Below are 18,032 nucleotides of genomic sequence, written 5' to 3'. Positions count from 1 at the left end.
TTACTGGGAGGCGGTCAGTCCAACGAGGAACGGGTTCGCGGCACGCTCCTGGCCGATCGAACTCGATCCACCGTGGCCGGGCAGGATTGCGGTGCTGTCGTCGAGCACGAGCAACTTGCGCGCGATCGAGCGCAGCAACTGCTCGTGGTTGCCCCCGGGAAGGTCGCTGCGGCCGATCGAACCCTGGAACAGCGTGTCTCCGGTCAGTGCGACCTGCAGCGGTCCGTCATCGGTCGACAGTTCGGTGCGGAAGACGACCGAACCCTGCGTGTGCCCGGGGGTGTGGTCGACCACGAAGTCGATCCCGGCGACGGAGAACTCGTCACCGTCGGCGAGTTCGATCACCTCGGCCGGCTCACGGAACTCGACCCCGGCGATGAACTGGTTCATGGTCGGTCCGATCCCGCGCGCGGGATCGCTGAGCATGTACCGGTCCTCGGGGTGGATGTAGGCCGGAATGCCGTACCGCTCGCAGACCGGCTGCACCGACCACGTGTGATCGAGATGGCCGTGTGTCAACAGCACCGCCCGGGGCTCGAGCTCCGACTGGGCGAGGAACTGCGCCAACGGTTCGGCCGCGTCCTGGCCGGGATCGACGACAACGCAGTCCGTCGAGTCGTCCTGCGCGAGGATGTAACAGTTGGTCTGGAACATCCCGGCCGGGAATCCGGTGACGAGCACGGCGGCAGCTCCTAAAGTACGGGTCGATTACGGGGTCCGTTGCGGACCGCATACAGCCTAGGCTGTCGTCGCGCCAGGATCTTCTCAGGTTGGAATGACAGACTCGCCCGAAGCCCTCGGGCGGCGACGGGTGCCACGAGATATTCCGGAACAAACCGAACGAGACGTACGGGAGGACTACCGCAGTGCCGAGCAATCAGCAGCGCCGGGAAGCAGCGAAGAGAAAGCTGGAACGCCAGCTCGAACGGCGCGCCGCGCGCGCACGAAAGCGCAAGCAGTTGACGATCGCCGGTTCGATCGTCGGCGTCATCGTCGTGGTCGCGGTCGGGGCCGTCGTGGTGACGCTGAGCGGCAAGGACGAGGACAAGTCCTCCGAGAACACCGCGGCCTCCCCGACGCAGACCGCCGGCGCGTTGCCGGCCGGTCGCGCCGAGGCGCTCGCGAATCTCGTGAACTGCACCTACACGCCCGACGGCAGCGCGCCGTCGAAGCCCAACACTCCGCCGCGCACCGAGGGCATCGACACCACCGTCGCGACCGTCAGCGCCAGCATGGAGACTTCGCAGGGCAACATCGGCCTGACGCTGAACAACGGCGAATCGCCCTGCACGGTCAACAATTTCGTCAGCCTCGCCTCGCAGGGCTACTTCGACGCCACCAGCTGCCACCGGCTCACCACAGGTGACAGCCTGCAGGTCCTGCAGTGCGGCGACCCCACCGGGACCGGGACCGGCGGGCCCGGCTACGGCTTCGCCAACGAGTTCCCGACCGACCAGTACGCCGAGGGCGATCCCGCGTTGAGCACGCCCGCGCTGTACCCCCGCGGCACCCTGGCGATGGCGCACAGCGCCGTGCCGAACAGCAACGGCAGCCAATTCTTCATGGTCTACGGCGATTCGCAGCTGCCGCCGGACTACACCGTGTTCGGCACGATCGACGAGACCGGCCTCGCGACCCTCGACAAGGTTGCCGCGGCCGGAAACGACGCGTCCAACCAGCCCGGTGACGGCAAGCCGAACCTGCCCGTCGAGATCACGAGTGTGAGACTGGACTGATGAAGCGCACAGCATTAGCCGCAGTCGGACTGGGCGTGGCACTCGTCCTGACCGGGTGCTCCTCCGACAACGACAGCTCCACCGACACCTCCACGAGCGCATCGAGCACCTGGACGACACCGGCCGCGCCGTCGATCGACATGTCCCGTTTCGCGGCCCTGCCCGCGGCCGCCGCACCCGCCGCGCCGACGGTCGACTGCAGCTACGCCCCGGCCGGTCCGGCCGCGAAGGACGTGAAGGCTCCGAACGGAACGGGCGTCTCGACCGAGGGCACCGTCCCGGTCGCTCTCGCCACCGATGCGGGTCCGATCGGCCTCACCCTCGACCGCGCGAAGGCACCCTGCACGGTCAACAGCTTCGTCAGCCTCACCGAGCAGGCGTACTACGACGGCACCCCCTGCCACCGCATCTCCACCGTCCCCGGCCTGGGCATGCTGCAGTGCGGTGACCCGTCCGGACGCGGCAGCGGCGGACCCGGCTACCAGTACGCCAACGAGTACCCGACCAATCAGTTCGCCGCGAACGATCCCGCGCTGAACAACCCCGTCGTGTATCCCCGCGGCACCGTCGCGATGGCCAACGCCGGCGCCGACACCAACGGCAGCCAGTTCTTCCTGGTCTTCGAGGACTCGCTGCTCCAGCCGAACTACACGGTGGTCGGCACGATCTCGGACGAGGGGCTCGCCACCCTGGACAAGATCGCCGCGGCCGGCGTGAAGGGCTCCACGTCGCCCGGCGACGGCGCCCCGACCAACCCGGTCACCATCGAGACCGCCAAACTCGGCTGACACGCCTCCCCTGCACAGCTGAAGGGGCCCTTCGTACGCTCACAGCGCACGAAGGGCCCCTTCAGCCCGTTCCGGAGGCTCGAACCCGCTAGGCGGCCGACGTCACGCGGTAGACGTCGTAGACGCCCTCGACGTTGCGCACCACGTTCAGCACATGACCCAGGTGCTTCGGGTCGCCCATCTCGAACGTGAACTTGCTGACCGCGACCCGGTCCCCCGACGTAGTCACCGACGCCGACAGGATGTTCACCTTCTCGTCGGCGAGAGCCTTGGTCACGTCCGACAGCAACCGATGCCTGTCGAGTGCCTCGATCTGGATGGCCACCAGGAACACCGACGACGGCGACGGCGCCCACTGGACTTCGATGATCCGCTCCGACTGCTGTCGCAGCGAGGCCGCGTTGGTGCAGTCCGTGCGGTGCACGCTCACCGCACCGCCGCGCGTCACGAAGCCCATGATCTCGTCGCCCGGCACCGGGGTGCAACACTTCGCGAGCTTGGCGACCGTGCCCGGCGCTCCGGGCACCAGCACGCCCACGTCGCCGGTGCCACGCGGGCGGGTGGGGATGGTCGACGGCGTCGACCGCTCGGCCAACTCCTCCTCGACGGCGCCGACGCCGCCGAGATGCGCGACCAGGCGCTGCACGACGTGCTGAGCCGAGACGTTGTGCTCGCCCACCGCGGTGTAGAGCGCCGAGACGTCGGCATACCGCAACTCGTGCGCGATCGCCGTCATCGACTCGGCATTCATCAAGCGCTGCAAGGGAAGTCCACCGCGGCGAACCTCCTTCGCGATGGCGTCCTTGCCGGCTTCGAGCGCTTCCTCGCGGCGTTCCTTCGCGAACCACTGCCGAATCTTGGTCTTCGCCCGCGGCGACACCACGAACGACTGCCAGTCCCGACTCGGCCCGGCGTTGGCCGCCTTCGATGTGAAGACCTCGACGACCTCACCGTTCTCGAGCGTGCGCTCGAGCGCCACCAACCGGCCGTTGACGCGGGCACCGATACATCGGTGTCCGACCTCGGTGTGCACCGCGTAGGCGAAGTCGACCGGCGTCGAGCCGGCGGGCAACGTCACCACATCGCCCTTCGGCGTGAAGACGAAGATCTCCTTGACCGCGAGGTCGTACCGGAGCGACTCGAGGAACTCACCGGGATCGGCGGCCTCCCGCTGCCAGTCGAGCAGCTGACGCATCCACGCCATGTCGTCGACCTCGGCGACATCGCCGGAGTGCCGCCCCTTGGTCTCCTTGTAGCGCCAGTGCGCGGCGATACCGAACTCCGCCGTGCGGTGCATGTCCCGCGTGCGGATCTGCACCTCCAGCGGCTTGCCCTCGGGGCCGATCACGGTGGTGTGCAGCGACTGGTAGACCCCGTACCGCGGCTGCGCGATGTAGTCCTTGAACCGGCCCGCCATCGGCTGCCACAGCGAGTGCACGACGCCGACCGCGGCGTAGCAGTCGCGGATCTCGTCGCACAGGATCCGCACGCCCACCAGGTCGTGGATGTCGTCGAAGTCGCGGCCCTTGACGATCATCTTCTGGTAGATCGACCAGTAGTGCTTGGGGCGGCCCTCGACGACGGCATTGATCCGTGACGCCGACAGGGTCGCGTTGATCTCCGCCCGCACTTTCGCCAGGTAGGTGTCGCGCGACGGTGCCCGGTCCGCGACCAGCCGGACGATCTCCTCGTACTTCTTCGGATGCAGGATCGCGAACGACAGGTCCTCGAGCTCCCACTTCACGGTCGCCATGCCGAGTCGATGCGCCAGCGGCGCAATCACTTCCAACGTCTCGCGGGCCTTGCGCGCCTGCTTCTCCGGCGGCAGGAACCGCATCGTGCGCATGTTGTGGAGCCGGTCGGCGACCTTGATGACCAGCACCCGTGGATCGCGCGCCATCGCGATGATCATCTTGCGGATCGTCTCGCCCTCGGCAGCCGATCCCAGGACCACCTTGTCCAGCTTGGTGACGCCGTCGACGAGGTGCGCCACCTCCTCACCGAACTCGGCGGTCAGTTCCTCGAGCGAATACCCGGTGTCCTCGACGGTGTCGTGGAGGAGCGCCGCCACCAGGGTGGTGGTGTCCATGCCGAGTTCGGCGAGGATGTTCGCGACCGCGAGCGGATGGGTGATGTACGGGTCGCCGGACTTGCGGAACTGCGTGGCGTGCCGCTGCTCGGCGACGTCGTACGCCCGCTGCAGCAGCGAGAAGTCGGCCTTGGGGTACAGCTCGCGGTGCAGGGTCACCAGCGGTTCGAGCACCGGGCGGACCGGGGCGTTGCGCTGACCGGTGATGCGCCGTGCCAACCGGGCGCGCACCCGTCGCGACGCGGAGGTCGGTACGGGCGCGGGTGCGGACTTCTCCGCAGGTGGCGTCGCCCCTGTACCGGGTGCACCTGTGTTCTGAGACCGATCAAGATGCTGGGTCATGCCGTCACCTCCTGCCACCGCGCTGCGGGCGGTCCCTCGGGACCCGGCGGCACTGCAACACCACCAGGCACAACTGTAGTCCTCAGACTCGCACGAGCGACGTCAGCGGGTACCGCTCGAACCGCTCCCGGCCACCCAGTTCCTCGATCTCGAGAACCACCGCGACGCCGACCACCTCGGCACCGGCCCGGGCCAGCAGTTCGGCGGCCGCCAACAGCGTTCCGCCGGTGGCGAGGACGTCGTCGATCACGAACACCCGCCGGCCCTTCAGGTCGGGCGCGTCGCACGGGATCTCCAGCGTCGCCGCGCCGTACTCGAGCGCATAGCTCTCCGCATACACCGGCGGCGGCAGCTTGCCCGCCTTGCGCACCGCCAGCACACCACAGCCCAACTCGAGCGCGACGCCGCCACCGAGCAGGAAGCCCCGAGCGTCGACGCCCGCGACGAGGTCGGCACCGGTGCCCGCCGCCGCGAGACCGTCGATCACGGCGCGGTAACCGGGACCGTCCGCGAAGACCGGAGTCAGGTCGGCGAACCGAACCCCGGGCGTCGGGAAGTCGTCACACCAGCGCGTCAGACGCGACACCGCTTCGCCGGCCTTCTCCAGCGCAGTCGCGAGGTTCGGCGTGGCAGCTTCAGGCGCATCCATCTGAGAAATCACCTGAGAAGTATCCACCTGTCCATGTTCCACCCGGCACCGGACCTCGTAGGGTTCGGCACCACCGCGTGCATCCCCTTCGAATGCGCGGTCGTCCGCGGCTGGTCGAACAGCGGAATCGTCGGCATCTCGTTCCAGAGGATCGCCTCCGCCTCCCCCGCCAGCGACATCCGCGCCGCCAGGGAACCGTCGACCGCGAGCTGATCGGCGATCTGATCGAAGCGACCATTGGCGAACCCGCCGAAGTTGTCGCCGTTGCCCGAGTGCAACGCGAAGGCCGCGTCGGTCGTCGCGCTCACGCCGGCGGCACCCGCCGCCGAACCCGTTCCGGCGAGCACGGCATCGACCTGGCCCGCGCCGAGGGCCGTCGGCCGGAAGTCGGGCGAGCCGGCGTCCTCGACGGTGATCCCGGCACCCGCGCACGACGCGGCGATCTCCTGAACGGTCTGCGCGCGCCGCTCGTCGGGTCCGAGGTAGCCGACACGCACCGTGAGGTGCTGCTGCCCCGTCTCCTCCCGCGCCGCAGTCGCGCCGGGGATGTCCGGATCGGTGTAGATCCCGCCCTCGGCCGCGACTGCCGACGCGTAGAAGAGCGTGTCGGGCGCCGTGATCCGGGAGTCGACCACGCCCGAACCCAGCCCGGTCGGCACGTCGAAACCGGGATGACCGAGTTGGTCGAACAACTGCTGACGCGGCAGACACAATGCCAACGCCCGCCGGGCCTCGACCGAGCCGAGGGTGCCGCGCGTAGCCAGCACCAACTGCTCGACGCTGCGCGACGGCTGGTCCACGACGTCGAAGCCGTCGCCCAGATTCAGGCCCTCGATCGATCCGGAACCGATGTCGACGACCTCGATGTCACCGTCGTCGATGCGGGACTGCACATCCGAACCCTTGGGCCACACCACGATTCGGGACGTGGCGGGCTTGTTGCCCCACCAGCGCTCGTTCTCGACGAGCACCAGCCCGCCGTCGGCGGTGTAGGAGTCGATCCGATACGGACCCGACGACGGCAGTCTCGTCAGATCCGGTTCACCAGGCGTCAGTGTCCAGCCCGTGTTCCAGAAGTCGGCGATGCGACCGACTGCGTCGGCATCACCCGAATGGACTGCACCGACCAGGTCCGGCACACCCGCGGCCTGCGCCGCGACGTGAGCCGGCATCACCTCGGTCGCCCCGAACAGCGAACGCCAGTCCAGGTAGCCGCGGCCGGGCTTGAAGACGACGGTGGCGTCCTTCGATCCGGGTTGGCAGTCGACGCGGTCGATGTCGGAGTAGCCGGCCCTCGTGGCCGCCTCGAACATCGGTCCGGTGCCGCCGTCACCGGGCCGGGTGAACCGTCCACTGCCCGCCGCCCACGTCAGCACGAGGTCGTCGCAGGAGACGGGCACACCGTCGGAGTACACCGATGCCGGGTTGAGCCGGTATTGCACGGTGAGCACGTCGCCGGGAAGCACGCTGGCCGTGCCGAAATCGGTGTCCGCGACCGGCCCACCGGCGGGACCGGTGTAGCTCATGCCGGTGAGCACCCGGCCGAGCGCCTGCCGCGCACCCGTCGCCGCGCCCTCGACGGTGTTGCCGTTGTAGGTCGTCACGACGTTGTCGATCGCGAAGCCCAGCGACGGCACCTGATCGGCGGGCTCGCCGCAGGCGGCGGTCGCACCGACCGCCGCCGCGGCCGTCAGGGCAACGATCGACCTGACGACGCGGCGGGTGGGACGGGGGGCACGACGGGAGGTTTTCGCATCCGGCATGTCAGTGCCTCTTCTTGTTGCGCTTTCCGGTCGGCGTGGCTCCCGGCCTGGGCGCACCGCCCGCGGTCGGACGCACCCGCGGCTCTACCCGCTCGGCCGAAACACTCTTCACACCGGACGCCGCCTCACGCTTGGCCAGCACCTTCTTGGTGTGTGCGGCGACGGGACCCCACCGCTCCTTGATGCTCACCAGCATCGGGGTCGCGGTGAAGATCGACGAATAGGCACCGACCAGGATGCCCACGAGCTGCACCAGCGCCAGGTCCTTCAGCGTGCCGACACCGAGGAGCCACACTGCGACGACCATCAGGCCGAGCACCGGCAGGATCGAGATCACCGTCGTGTTGATCGACCGCATCAGGGTCTGGTTGACGGCCAGGTTGGCCTGTTCGGCGTAGGTACGGCGGTTCAGGTGCAGGATGCCGCGGGTGTTCTCCTCGACCTTGTCGAACACGACGACGGTGTCGTAGAGCGAGAAACCGAGGATCGTCAGGAAACCGATCACCGTGGCGGGCGTGACCTCGAAACCGATGAGCGAGTACACGCCGGCGGTGACGATCATGTCGAAGAACAGCGAGATGATCGCCGCGATCGCCATGTCGCGTTCGAACCGGACCGCGATGTAGATACTGACGATGATCAGGAACACCACGAGCGCTATCAGCGCCTTCTGGGTGATCTGGCCGCCCCACGTCTCACTGACGTCCGCGACACTGATGGCGTTCTTCGACGGGTTGCCGTTGCTGTCCTCGGGATGGAACGCATCGAACAGCGCATTCTGCAGCGTGGCCACCTGCGCGACGTCGAGTGCCTCGGAGCGGATCTCGATCGACGAACTGGAACCGGATCCCACGGTCTGGACCGACACCGGCTCGTTGCCGAGGCTGTCCGAGTACACCGTCTCGACCTGCTCGGTGGTGACACCGGCCGGCGTCGGGAACTGGATGCGAGTGCCACCCTCGAACTCGATTCCGAGTGTGAATCCACGAACGACGATGCTCAGCAGCGACAACGCGACGATCGCGCCGGTCAGCAGGTAGTAGAACTTCCGGCGACCGATGACCTCGAAGCCACCGGTGCCGGTGTACAGGCGCTGGAGCCAGCTGTGGTGCGGCAGCAGTGCCTGGTTGACGCCGGCGTCGGTGACGTTCGTGTCGACGGCGGAGGTGTTCGACTCACTCATTGCTTCATGCCTCCATGTCGGACGATGCGGAGGTCGACGCGGCGACCATCTTGCGTTCGCGGGCGACCTGCTGGACGGCCCCGAGCCCGTTGACGCTCGGCTTGGACCAGAAGCGCGACTTCGACGCCATGTAGACCAGCGGCCACGTCACCAGGAACACCACGACCACGTCGAGGATCGTCGTGAGGCCGAGCGTGAACGCGAAGCCACGCACCTGGCCCACAGCGAGGGCGTACAGCACCGCGGCCGCGATGAAGCTGACCGCGTTGCCGGACAGGATCGTCCGACGTGCGCGCGCCCAACCGCGGGGCACCGCCGAACGGAAGCTGCGGCCCTCACGCATCTCGTCCTTGATGCGTTCGAAGAACACCACGAACGAGTCCGCGGTCATACCGATACCGATGATCAGACCCGCGATGCCGGCGAGGTCCAGGGTGAAGCCGATGTACCGGCCCAACAGAACCATCACCGCGTACACCATGACGCCCGACAGCACGAGCGAGAGCGCTGTGAGCACGCCGAGCATGCGGTAGTAGACGAGGCAGTAGACCAGCACCAGCACGAGACCGACGGCGCCCGCGATCAGACCCGCCTCGAGTGACTGGAGGCCGAGGGTCGCGGAGACGGTTTCGGCCTCCGACGCCTCGAACGACAGCGGCAGCGAACCGTACTTGAGGGTGTTGGCGAGCTCCTGCGCCTGGGTCTGTGTGAACTGACCGGTGATCGACGTCGAGCTGCCGACCGGGGTCGCGCCCTGCACGACCGGCGCGCTGACGACCTTCGAGTCGAGCGTGAAGGCGGCCTGCTTACCGATGTTCGCCGACGTGAACTGCGCCCACGTGGAGCTGCCACTGGACTTGAAGCTCAGGCTCACCTCGTAGCGCGACTGCTGCGCGTTGAAGCCGGACGACGCGTCGGAGATCTCCTGGCCGTCGATGATGCTCGGGGCGAGAAGGTACACGGTGGTGCCGTCAGTGGAGCACGCGACCAACGGCAGCGCCGGATCGTCGTTGCCCTGGAGCGGGTCGGGTGCCGAGCAGTCGAGCGTGGCCATCGCCTGCTGCTGGACCGCGGGGTCCTCGCTCTGACGGGTGGCCTTGGCCTTCGAGATCTCCGCGGCCGCGGCCTCGGGCGAACCGGGCTCCGGCGCCTGGGTGGCAGGAGCCTCGGGTGCCGGAGTCGGCGACGGTGCCGGCTCGGTGGGATTCTGCGCCGGGAACGGGCGCTCCTGCGCCGCCGGCTCCTCCGCCCCCGGAGTCGTGTTCGGCTCCGTCGGAGCAGGGGCCTGCGTGTTCGGCGCCTGCTCCGGCGCGCCGGGCGCGGCCGCGGGCTGCGAGCCGAGCACCGGACGGATGTACAGACGCGCGGTCTGTCCCAGCGAACGGGCCTGCGAGCTGTCGTCGCCGGGGACCGTGATGACGAGGTTGTCGCCGTCGATCACGACCTCGGAGCCCGAGACACCCAGGCCGTTGACGCGGGTCTCGATGATCTGCTGTGCCTGACGCAGGCTGTCCTGGCTGGGAGTGCTGCCGTCAGGCGTTCGCGCGGTGAGTGTGACTCGTGTCCCACCTTGCAGGTCGATCCCCAGTTCCGGGGTCGGGGACTTGTCTCCGGTGAAGAAGACCAACGCATACAGCGCGGCGACGATCGTCGTGAAAACGGCGAGCGCGCGCACTGGATGCACCGATCCTGTCGAAGGTGCCACGGTCTGTCTGTCTCCTCGGTACGTGCGGTTCAGGTGAATGACGCAATGGGCCGCAGATTCTCACTGCCCCTCGGCGAGCCAGGCGCGAACACGCCCCCGCCGGCAGGCTTGAACCTGCCTACGGGGGCGGCCGACGCACTACTCGCCGTTCAGACGACGCTGCGTTTCATCGGGCGTCTCGTCAGACTCGTCGACCACGTCGTCGCCGGCGGCGTCCTCGTCGACGAGGTGCTCACGGATGACCATGCGCGACCACGTCGTGACGACACCAGGAGCGATCTCGAGGTCGACGGTTCCGTCGCCGAGGCCGGCGACGGTGGCGTGCAGCCCCGCCGTCGTCATCACCCGGTCACCGATCTGCAGAGAATCCTGGAGTTCAGCGGTCTTGGCCATCTCCTTCTTCTGGCGCCGGATGCCGAGGAACATCGGCACCAGCAGAGCGAGAATCAGAACGGGAAACAGCAACTCGAGCATCGGAAAGTCAGTCCTCAGGGTTGTCACACACGTCTACGGCACGGATCCGGGTCGGTGCCGCGCCACCCACCAGTGTGCCATTAGCAGGGCCGTCGAAAGGGAATTCGGCACCGATCCCATTTCGCTCATATCGAACAAGCGTCACGGGAGCGCCGGACGAACCCGCTCAGCGTTCCTCGGTGTCGGGCTCCCCCGAGTCGAACAAGCCCAGCTGCGGCTCCCGGGCACGCACCTCGATTCCGCCGACTGCGGCATCGGGTGGCGGGGTCAACCCCAGCTGCGCCCACGCCGCCGCGGTCGCGACTCGACCGCGAGGGGTCCGGGCGATCATGCCGGCCCGCACCAGGAACGGCTCGCACACCTCCTCGACCGTCGCCGGCTCCTCCCCCACCGCGACGGCGAGCGTCGAAACACCGACCGGTCCGCCGCCGAAGCTCCGCACGAGTGCGCCGAGCACCGCCCGGTCGAGACGGTCGAGACCGAGAGCGTCCACGTCGTACACCGCGAGGGCCGCCTGGGCCACCTCGCAGGTGACGATGCCGTCGGCCCGCACCTCCGCGTAGTCGCGGACGCGACGCAGCAGACGGTTCGCGATACGGGGTGTGCCCCGCGATCGGCCGGCGATCTCCGCGCTCGCCTCGGGTCCGAGATCGACGCCGAGAATGCCCGCCGACCGCAGCAGGATCTGCTCCAACTCGGCGGGCTCGTAGAAGTCCATGTGAGCGGTGAAGCCGAACCGGTCGCGCAGCGGGCCGGTGAGCGCGCCGGACCGCGTCGTGGCCCCGACCAGCGTGAACGGCGCCACCTCGAGAGGAATGGACGTCGCACCCGGCCCCTTGCCGACCACGACGTCGACCCGGAAATCCTCCATCGCCAGGTACAGCATCTCCTCGGCGGGACGCGCGATCCGATGGATCTCGTCGATGAACAACACGTCGCCCTCGACGAGATTGCTCAGCATCGCCGCGAGATCGCCGGCACGCTCGAGCGCCGGCCCGGACGTGAGGCGCAGCGACGTCCCGAGTTCGGCCGCGATGATCATCGCCATGCTGGTCTTGCCCAGCCCGGGCGGACCGGAAAGCAGGATGTGGTCCGGCGTCCCGCCGCGCATCTTCGCGCCGGTGAGCACCAACTGAAGCTGTTCACGCACCCGCGGCTGGCCGATGAAATCGGTCAGGCTCTTGGGCCGCAGGCTGGCCTCGATCTCACCGTCCGACGCGACGAAGTTGGCGGTGACCTCGGAACCGGCAGACCCGTCGGCGTGGATGTCCGACGCTTCGTCGCCGTGCCCGGCGTCGAAATTCATCGTGTCTTACCGAGCAGCGCCAGCGCGGAGCGCAGCACGACCGACGTCGTGGCGGTCGGGTCGGCGGCCACGACCGTGTCGGTCGCCTTCTCGGCCTGGTCGAGCCGGAAGCCGAGGCCGGTGAGCGCCTCGACGACGTCATCGCGCACGACACTCGGAGATCCGCCCGGCGCCGCGCCCGGCAGGTCCCCGGCAGCCGGGACGGCCTCGACCTTGTCCCGCAACTCGACGACCATCCGCTCCGCGCCGCGCTTGCCGATGCCGGGCACCCGGGTCAAGGCCGTGACATTGCCCTCGGCGAGTGCCTTGCGCAGGGCCACGGGCTCGAGCACCGCGAGGATCGCCATCGCCAGCCGTGGGCCGACACCGGACACCGTCTGCAGGAGGCCGAACAGATCCCGGGATTCCGCGTCGGCAAAGCCGTACAGCGTCATCGAATCCTCACGGACGATCATCGCGGTCAGCAGTCGTGCATCGTCACCGCGCCGCAGCGTCGCCAACGTGGCGGGTGTGGCGTTGACGCGATAGCCGACGCCCGCGGCCTCGATCACCGCGTGGTCCAACCCGATCTCGAGGACCTCACCCCGTACCGAAGCGATCACCGTGTTCCTGCCTTCCCCGCGGCGACTTGCTTCAGCCGCATTTCGTACCGTCGCTTCTGTTCGGCGGCGGCGGCCTCGGCCGCGGCCATCCGATCGAGCATCGGAGCGCGCCAACAATGGCAGATCGCGAGCGCGAGCGCGTCCGCCGCGTCGGCCGGTTTGGGCGCGGTATCGAGCCCCAGGATGCGGGTGATCATCGCGGTCACCTGCTTCTTGTCCGCGGTTCCGCTGCCCGTGACGGCCGCCTTGACCTGGCTGGGGGTGTGGAAGCACACATCGATCCCCCGCTTGGCCGCAGCCAACGCGACGACCCCGCCGGCCTGCGCGGTCGCCATCGCGGTCCGCACATTGTGCTGCGAGAACACCCGCTCGACGGCGACGACGGTGGGCCGGTACCTGTCGAGCCACTCGTCGGCGGCATTCGAGATCCCCAGCAGGCGCTGGGACAGCTCCATGTCCGGCGGCGTGCGAACGACGTCCACCGCGACGGGTATCACCGCACGACCTCGACCGGAGTCCACGACGCCGAACCCGCACCGCGTCAGGCCGGGGTCGACTCCCAGAACACGCACGCGCCCACCTCTCGCCATTTCCGAACAGCTGTTCGATCATAGCGGGAGGTGGGCGCGGGTGGATGTACCAACACGCAGCCGGGCGCCGGAGCGTCCGCTGCGCGAGGTGGAACTACGCGTCGAGTTCGGCGAGAACCTCGTCGGAGACGTCCACGTTGGTGTAGACGTTCTGGACGTCGTCGGATTCCTCGAGAGCGTCGACCAGCTTGAACACCTTGCGGGCGCCCTCGACGTCGACGGGGACCTCCACGGATGCCCGGAAGTCGGGGTCGGCCGACTCGTAGTCGACGCCGGCATCGACGAGCGCGGTGCGCACGGGGATCAGGTCCCCGGCCTCGCACACGATCTCGAACGAGTCACCGAGATCGTTGATCTCCTCGGCGCCGGCCTCGAGCACGATCTCCAGAAGATCGTCCTCGGTGCGACCGTTCTTCTCGAGCACCACGACGCCCTTGCGGGTGAAGAGGTAGGACACCGAGCCCGGATCGGCCATGTTGCCGCCGTTGCGGGTCATCGCGGTACGGACCTCACCGGCCGCACGGTTGCGGTTGTCGGTGAGACATTCGATGAGCACCGCGACACCGTTCGGGCCGTAGCCCTCGTACATGATGGTCTGCCAGTCCGCGCCGCCCGCCTCTTCACCGGCGCCGCGCTTGCGCGCACGCTCGATGTTGTCGTTGGGAACCGAGGTCTTCTTGGCCTTCTGGATGGCGTCGTACAGCGTCGGGTTGCCCGCCGGGTCACCGCCACCGGTACGAGCCGCCACCTCGATGTTCTTGATCAGCTTCGCGAAGGCTTTGCCGCGCTTGGCGTCGATCACGGCCTTCTTGTGCTTGGTGGTGGCCCATTTGGAGTGGCCGCTCATTCGTGGGAGCCCCTTCCTGCAGTGCGCCGTGGCAGATACGACAAATCCCACGACGAAATCGACTGCACATTTGTCGGATGTTCGATGCTACCTGCATACCTCTCCACGCCGGATACACCGCCTCCGAGCGAAGGTCACGATCCGATACCTCTTGATAGGTTCGGTGGACAGTCCGTCCGGTTCGTTGGAAGCCTTCCAGGGACATCCGTGACTGGACATCGATGACGACGGAACGGCATTTCGCGCGGGGGCGCACACGACAACATGCCAGGCCGTTGGGGGAAAGGCGAACGAATGCGCACTGACAGAGCAGGTTTCTCGAAGCGACTGAAGAAGCGTCTGATCGGTGTCGCAGCAGCGGCACTCGCGCTTCCGCTGTTCGCGGCCATCGCCGGGGCCCCGGTCGCATCGGCCGCGCCGGCGGGCGGCTACGAGGAAGTGTTCGTCAATTCGGAGATGGGCCCGATCAAGGTCCAGATCCAGTGGGCGTCGCGCGGCGGGAACGCCGCGCTGTACCTGCTCGACGGCATGCGCGCCCGCGACGACGCGAACGCGTGGAGCTTCGAGACCAACGCGTTCGACCAGTTCCGCCTCGACAACGTCACCCTGGTGTTGCCGGTCGGCGGCCAGTCCAGCTTCTATTCGGACTGGTACGCGCCCAGCAACTTCAACGGGCAGAAGATCACTTACAAGTGGGAAACATTCCTCACCCGGGATCTGCCCGCGTACCTCGAAACCCGCGGCGTCTCGCGCAGCAACAACGCGGTGACCGGTCTGTCGATGGGCGGCTCGGCCGCACTGACCCTCGCCGCGTATCACCGCGACCAGTTCAAGTTCGCCGGTTCGTACTCCGGCTACCTCAATCTGTCGGCTCCCGGCATGCGCGAGTTGATCCGCATCGCGATGCTCGACTCCGGTGGCTACAACTCCGACTCGATGTGGGGTCCGCCCTGGAACGGGGCCTGGATGCGCAACGACCCGTTCGTGTTCGCACCGCAGCTTCGCGGCCTGTCGCTGTACATCGCGTCGGGCAACGGACTGCCCGGACAGTACGACGCCCCAGGTGCGCTGCTCGGCTCACTGGGATCGTCCGACCCGTCGGGATCGCTGGGCTCGTCCGGCTCGGTGACCTCGTTCAACACGTCCAACGCCATGGGACTCGAGACGATCGCCTTGGCGAACACGCGCTCATTCCAGGTTCGGTTGGACAGCCTCGGTATTCCCGCGACGTACGACTTCACCCCACGCGGCACCCACGCGTGGGGGTACTGGTCGGAGGAACTGTGGAAGTCCCGTCCCCAGATCCTGGACACCCTGAACGCGTGGTGACGGTCGCCCGCCGGTGACCCGGTGCGGGGGGTCAGTTCCCCCGCACCATGTCCACGAACAGCCCGTGCACACGCCGGTCCCCGGTGACCTCGGGATGGAACGACGTGGCCAGGACGGTGCCCTGCCGCACCGCGACGATGTGTCCGGCGGCAGGGCCTTCCGGTACCCGCGCCAGCACGTCGACGCCGGGACCGACCCGCTCCACCCACGGGGCGCGGATGAACACGGCGCGTACCGGGTCGCCATCGATACCGTCGAAATCGAGATCGGCCTCGAACGAATCCACCTGGCGACCGAAAGCGTTGCGCCGCACCGTCATATCGAGACCGTTGAGGTGCTCGGCGTCGGGCCGCGTGTCGAGGACTTCACTGGCGAGCAGGATCATGCCCGCGCACGAACCGTAGGCGGGCATGCCGGCCTTGAGTCGGGCACGGAGCGGCTCGAGCAGTTCGAAGACCGTCAGCAACCGACTCATGGTCGTCGACTCACCGCCCGGAATGACCAGTCCGTCCACGGATTCGAGTTCCGCGAGCCTGCGCACACCGATCGCTCGCGCCCCACTCGATTCGAGTGCCGCGAGGTGTTCGCGAACGTCGCCCTGTAGTGCGAGCACGCCGATCGTCGGTTGATTTGTCACGAGTGAAATTCCTGCACTATTCGAGGCTATTGACCCCGGAAACGCTATCAGCCGCGCGAGGACGCCGGTGCACGCGCCGGACGCCCGCGATCAGTCCCGCCGCAGGAACCGGGTGAGCCCTTCCTGAACCACCGCGGCCACCAGAACACCTTCGCGGTTGAAGATGCGGCCCTGGGTGAGCGCGCGCCCGAAGCCCGCCGACGGCGACGACTGGTCGTAGAGGAGCCAGTCGTCGGCCCGGAACGGCCGCATGAACCACAACGCGTGATCGAGTGACGCGCTCTGGATCTGCGCGTCCGGATGGGTGGTGCTCGCCGAGGCCAGCAGCGTCATGTCACTCATGTACGCGAGGGTGCAGATGTGGAAGACGGGGTCGTCCGGGAGCGCCTCGCGGGACCGGAACCACACCTGCTGCTGCACCGGCACCCCGCGACGGCGCTGGATCTGCTCGGCCGGCACGTACCGCAGGTCCCAATCGGCCCACTCGCGGAACTCCCACGACTGCTCCTCCGACGTGAGGGTCGACGCGTCCGGCAGGTCCTCCGGATCGGGCACCGGCGGCATCTCGTCCCGGTGCTCGATTCCCTCGTCGAGGACGTGGAACGAGGCGGACATCGTGAAGATCGCCTGGCCGTCCTGAACTGCTGTGACCCGCCGCGTCACGAACGAGCGGCCGTCCCGGATCCGGTCCACCAGGTAGACGATCGGCATCACCGGGTTGCCCGGGCGCAGGAAGTACCCGTGCAGCGAATGGACGTGGAACTGTTCGTCCACGGTGCGCACCGCGGACACCAGCGCCTGGCCGGCCACCTGGCCGCCGAAGGTCCGCGGGAGCATCGTCTCGGTTGCGATACCGCGGAAGATGTCCTTCTCGAGTCGCTCGAGTTCCAGGATCTGTTCGATCTTCGCCATGACGGTCCCTTTCGCCGATGGATCAGGCTAGCAACGCGCAAAGAGAAACGCGGTGAGGGCCGCTTCGGGCCCTCACCGCGTCAGAGATCTCGATCGACCGAAGTCAGATCACCAGCCGCGCTCGGCGAGGCGGTGCGGCTGCGGGATGTCGTCGACGTTGATGCCGACCATGGCCTCGCCGAGTCCGCGGGAGACCTTGGCGAGCACGTCGGGGTCGTCGTGGAAGGTGGTGGCCTTGACGATCGCGGCGGCGCGCTCGGCGGGGTTGCCGGACTTGAAGATGCCGGAGCCGACGAACACGCCCTCGGCGCCGAGCTGCATCATCATCGCTGCGTCCGCGGGGGTCGCGATGCCGCCGGCGGTGAACAGGGTGACGGGCAGCTTGCCGGCCTTGGCGACCTCGACGACGAGGTCGTAGGGGGCCTGCAGTTCCTTGGCCGCGACGTACAGTTCGTCCTCGGGCAGCGAGGTCAGGCGGCGGATCTCCTGGCGGATCTTGCGCATGTGGGTGGTGGCGTTGGAGACGTCGCCGGTGCCGGCCTCGCCCTTGGAGCGGATCATCGCCGCGCCCTCGTTGATGCGACGCAGGGCCTCGCCGAGGTTGGTGGCGCCACACACGAACGGGACGGTGAACGAGAACTTGTCGATGTGGTTCTCGTAGTCGGCCGGGGTGAGGACCTCGGACTCGTCGATGTAGTCCACGCCGAGGGACTGCAGGATCTGCGCCTCGACGAAGTGGCCGATGCGGGCCTTGGCCATCACGGGGATGGAGACGGCCTCGATGATGCCGTCGATCATGTCCGGGTCCGACATGCGCGAGACGCCGCCCTGCGCGCGGATGTCGGCGGGCACACGCTCGAGCGCCATGACCGCGACAGCGCCGGCGTCCTCGGCGATCTTGGCCTGCTCGGCGGTGACCACGTCCATGATGACGCCGCCCTTGAGCATCTCGGCCATGCCCCGCTTGACGCGTGCAGTGCCGGTAGTGGGGGTGGTGTCGGGGGTGCTCACAGCAAACTCCTGGGTTCTCGCCGGCTTCGGATGAAGATCTGACACTTCTGACGCTGACGGGCCGTCGCG

General features: G+C 68.0%; 17 protein-coding genes. 3 read left to right on the top strand and 14 right to left on the bottom strand.

Features of this window, described 5'->3' with window-relative positions; genetic code table 11:
* Entirely contained in the window at positions 1-681 is a 681-nt protein-coding gene (locus AB4Z09_RS05355) for an MBL fold metallo-hydrolase (protein ID WP_114722637.1), read from the bottom strand.
* A 185-nt stretch (positions 682-866) separates the two neighbouring features.
* Here AB4Z09_RS05355 and AB4Z09_RS05350 point away from each other — a divergent pair, with 185 nt between their 5' ends.
* On the top strand, positions 867-1,736 hold the full coding sequence (locus AB4Z09_RS05350) for a peptidylprolyl isomerase (RefSeq protein WP_174909874.1): 870 nt from the start codon (positions 867-869) through the stop codon (positions 1,734-1,736).
* Positions 1,736-2,524 carry a peptidylprolyl isomerase gene (locus AB4Z09_RS05345; protein WP_174909872.1) on the top strand — a complete coding sequence of 263 codons (789 nt, stop codon included), beginning with the start codon at positions 1,736-1,738 and terminating at the stop codon, positions 2,522-2,524. The genes AB4Z09_RS05350 and AB4Z09_RS05345 overlap by 1 nt, the downstream gene beginning before the upstream one ends.
* 88 nt (positions 2,525-2,612) lie before the next feature.
* On the opposite strand, the gene AB4Z09_RS05340 is transcribed toward AB4Z09_RS05345, so the two are convergent.
* From AB4Z09_RS05340 to AB4Z09_RS05295, 10 genes are all read right to left on the bottom strand, one after another.
* Entirely contained in the window at positions 2,613-4,955 is a 2,343-nt protein-coding gene (locus tag AB4Z09_RS05340) for a RelA/SpoT family protein (protein ID WP_174909870.1), read from the bottom strand.
* Positions 4,956-5,037: 82 nt separating this feature from the next.
* Positions 5,038-5,604, bottom strand: coding sequence for an adenine phosphoribosyltransferase (locus AB4Z09_RS05335; RefSeq protein WP_114722633.1), 567 nt, complete (start codon positions 5,602-5,604; stop codon positions 5,038-5,040).
* Positions 5,605-5,612: 8 nt separating this feature from the next.
* Entirely contained in the window at positions 5,613-7,367 is a 1,755-nt protein-coding gene (locus tag AB4Z09_RS05330; RefSeq protein ID WP_114722632.1) for an ABC transporter substrate-binding protein, read from the bottom strand.
* A 1-nt stretch (position 7,368) separates the two neighbouring features.
* Positions 7,369-8,550, bottom strand: a complete 1,182-nt coding sequence (gene secF, locus AB4Z09_RS05325) for a protein translocase subunit SecF (RefSeq protein WP_114722631.1) — start codon at positions 8,548-8,550, stop codon at positions 7,369-7,371.
* Positions 8,551-8,554: 4 nt separating this feature from the next.
* On the bottom strand, positions 8,555-10,255 hold the full coding sequence (secD, locus tag AB4Z09_RS05320; protein ID WP_429516398.1) for a protein translocase subunit SecD: 1,701 nt from the start codon (positions 10,253-10,255) through the stop codon (positions 8,555-8,557).
* 138 nt (positions 10,256-10,393) lie between these two features.
* Positions 10,394-10,729 (bottom strand): preprotein translocase subunit YajC, encoded by a 336-nt coding sequence (yajC, locus tag AB4Z09_RS05315; protein ID WP_114722629.1) that lies wholly within the window; start codon positions 10,727-10,729, stop codon positions 10,394-10,396.
* Between the two features lie 166 nt (positions 10,730-10,895).
* Positions 10,896-12,035: a Holliday junction branch migration DNA helicase RuvB gene (gene ruvB / locus AB4Z09_RS05310; RefSeq protein WP_254622909.1), complete on the bottom strand. Its 1,140-nt coding sequence runs from the start codon at positions 12,033-12,035 to the stop codon at positions 10,896-10,898.
* Entirely contained in the window at positions 12,032-12,637 is a 606-nt protein-coding gene (ruvA, locus tag AB4Z09_RS05305; RefSeq protein WP_114722628.1) for a Holliday junction branch migration protein RuvA, read from the bottom strand. Before ruvA ends, ruvB begins: the two co-directional genes overlap by 4 nt.
* Complete coding sequence (gene ruvC / locus AB4Z09_RS05300; protein ID WP_114722627.1) at positions 12,634-13,209, bottom strand: crossover junction endodeoxyribonuclease RuvC; 576 nt, start codon at positions 13,207-13,209, stop codon at positions 12,634-12,636. Before ruvC ends, ruvA begins: the two co-directional genes overlap by 4 nt.
* A gap of 112 nt (positions 13,210-13,321) precedes the next feature.
* The gene (locus tag AB4Z09_RS05295) at positions 13,322-14,074 is read right to left on the bottom strand and encodes a YebC/PmpR family DNA-binding transcriptional regulator (protein WP_114722626.1); all 753 of its coding nucleotides are present in this window, start codon (positions 14,072-14,074) and stop codon (positions 13,322-13,324) included.
* A gap of 294 nt (positions 14,075-14,368) precedes the next feature.
* Between AB4Z09_RS05295 and AB4Z09_RS05290 the strand changes: the two genes are divergently transcribed.
* Positions 14,369-15,403, top strand: a complete 1,035-nt coding sequence (locus AB4Z09_RS05290) for an alpha/beta hydrolase (RefSeq protein WP_442239308.1) — start codon at positions 14,369-14,371, stop codon at positions 15,401-15,403.
* 31 nt (positions 15,404-15,434) lie between these two features.
* Here the strand turns inward: AB4Z09_RS05290 and pdxT are convergent, their stop codons facing one another.
* From pdxT to pdxS, 3 genes are all read right to left on the bottom strand, one after another.
* Complete coding sequence (gene pdxT / locus AB4Z09_RS05285) at positions 15,435-16,040, bottom strand: pyridoxal 5'-phosphate synthase glutaminase subunit PdxT (protein WP_114722624.1); 606 nt, start codon at positions 16,038-16,040, stop codon at positions 15,435-15,437.
* 90 nt (positions 16,041-16,130) lie between these two features.
* Positions 16,131-16,952, bottom strand: coding sequence for an acyl-CoA thioesterase (locus tag AB4Z09_RS05280; protein ID WP_114722623.1), 822 nt, complete (start codon positions 16,950-16,952; stop codon positions 16,131-16,133).
* 108 nt (positions 16,953-17,060) lie between these two features.
* Positions 17,061-17,963, bottom strand: a complete 903-nt coding sequence (gene pdxS / locus AB4Z09_RS05275; protein WP_174909860.1) for a pyridoxal 5'-phosphate synthase lyase subunit PdxS — start codon at positions 17,961-17,963, stop codon at positions 17,061-17,063.
* Between the last annotated feature and the right edge of the window lie 69 nt (positions 17,964-18,032).

The organism is Rhodococcus sp. TAF43 (genome assembly GCF_052113525.1).
Taxonomy (GTDB): Bacteria; Actinomycetota; Actinomycetes; order Mycobacteriales; family Mycobacteriaceae; genus Prescottella.
This window is presented reverse-complemented; position numbering and strand designations above follow the sequence as displayed.

Bases quoted from the DNA above. Each gene is read 5' to 3' on its own strand.
- AB4Z09_RS05280 (WP_114722623.1), bottom strand. From the start codon at position 16,952: ATGGCGAAGATCGAACAGATCCTGGAACTCGAGCGACTCGAGAAGGAC.
- ruvB (WP_254622909.1), bottom strand. From the start codon at position 12,035: ATGAATTTCGACGCCGGGCACGGCGACGAAGCGTCGGACATCCACGCC.
- AB4Z09_RS05335 (WP_114722633.1), bottom strand. From the start codon at position 5,604: ATGGATGCGCCTGAAGCTGCCACGCCGAACCTCGCGACTGCGCTGGAG.
- secF (WP_114722631.1), bottom strand. From the start codon at position 8,550: ATGAGTGAGTCGAACACCTCCGCCGTCGACACGAACGTCACCGACGCC.
- AB4Z09_RS05290 (WP_442239308.1), top strand. From the start codon at position 14,369: ATGCGCACTGACAGAGCAGGTTTCTCGAAGCGACTGAAGAAGCGTCTG.
- yajC (WP_114722629.1), bottom strand. From the start codon at position 10,729: ATGCTCGAGTTGCTGTTTCCCGTTCTGATTCTCGCTCTGCTGGTGCCG.
- AB4Z09_RS05340 (WP_174909870.1), bottom strand. From the start codon at position 4,955: ATGACCCAGCATCTTGATCGGTCTCAGAACACAGGTGCACCCGGTACA.
- AB4Z09_RS05345 (WP_174909872.1), top strand. From the start codon at position 1,736: ATGAAGCGCACAGCATTAGCCGCAGTCGGACTGGGCGTGGCACTCGTC.
- AB4Z09_RS05330 (WP_114722632.1), bottom strand. From the start codon at position 7,367: ATGCCGGATGCGAAAACCTCCCGTCGTGCCCCCCGTCCCACCCGCCGC.
- AB4Z09_RS05295 (WP_114722626.1), bottom strand. From the start codon at position 14,074: ATGAGCGGCCACTCCAAATGGGCCACCACCAAGCACAAGAAGGCCGTG.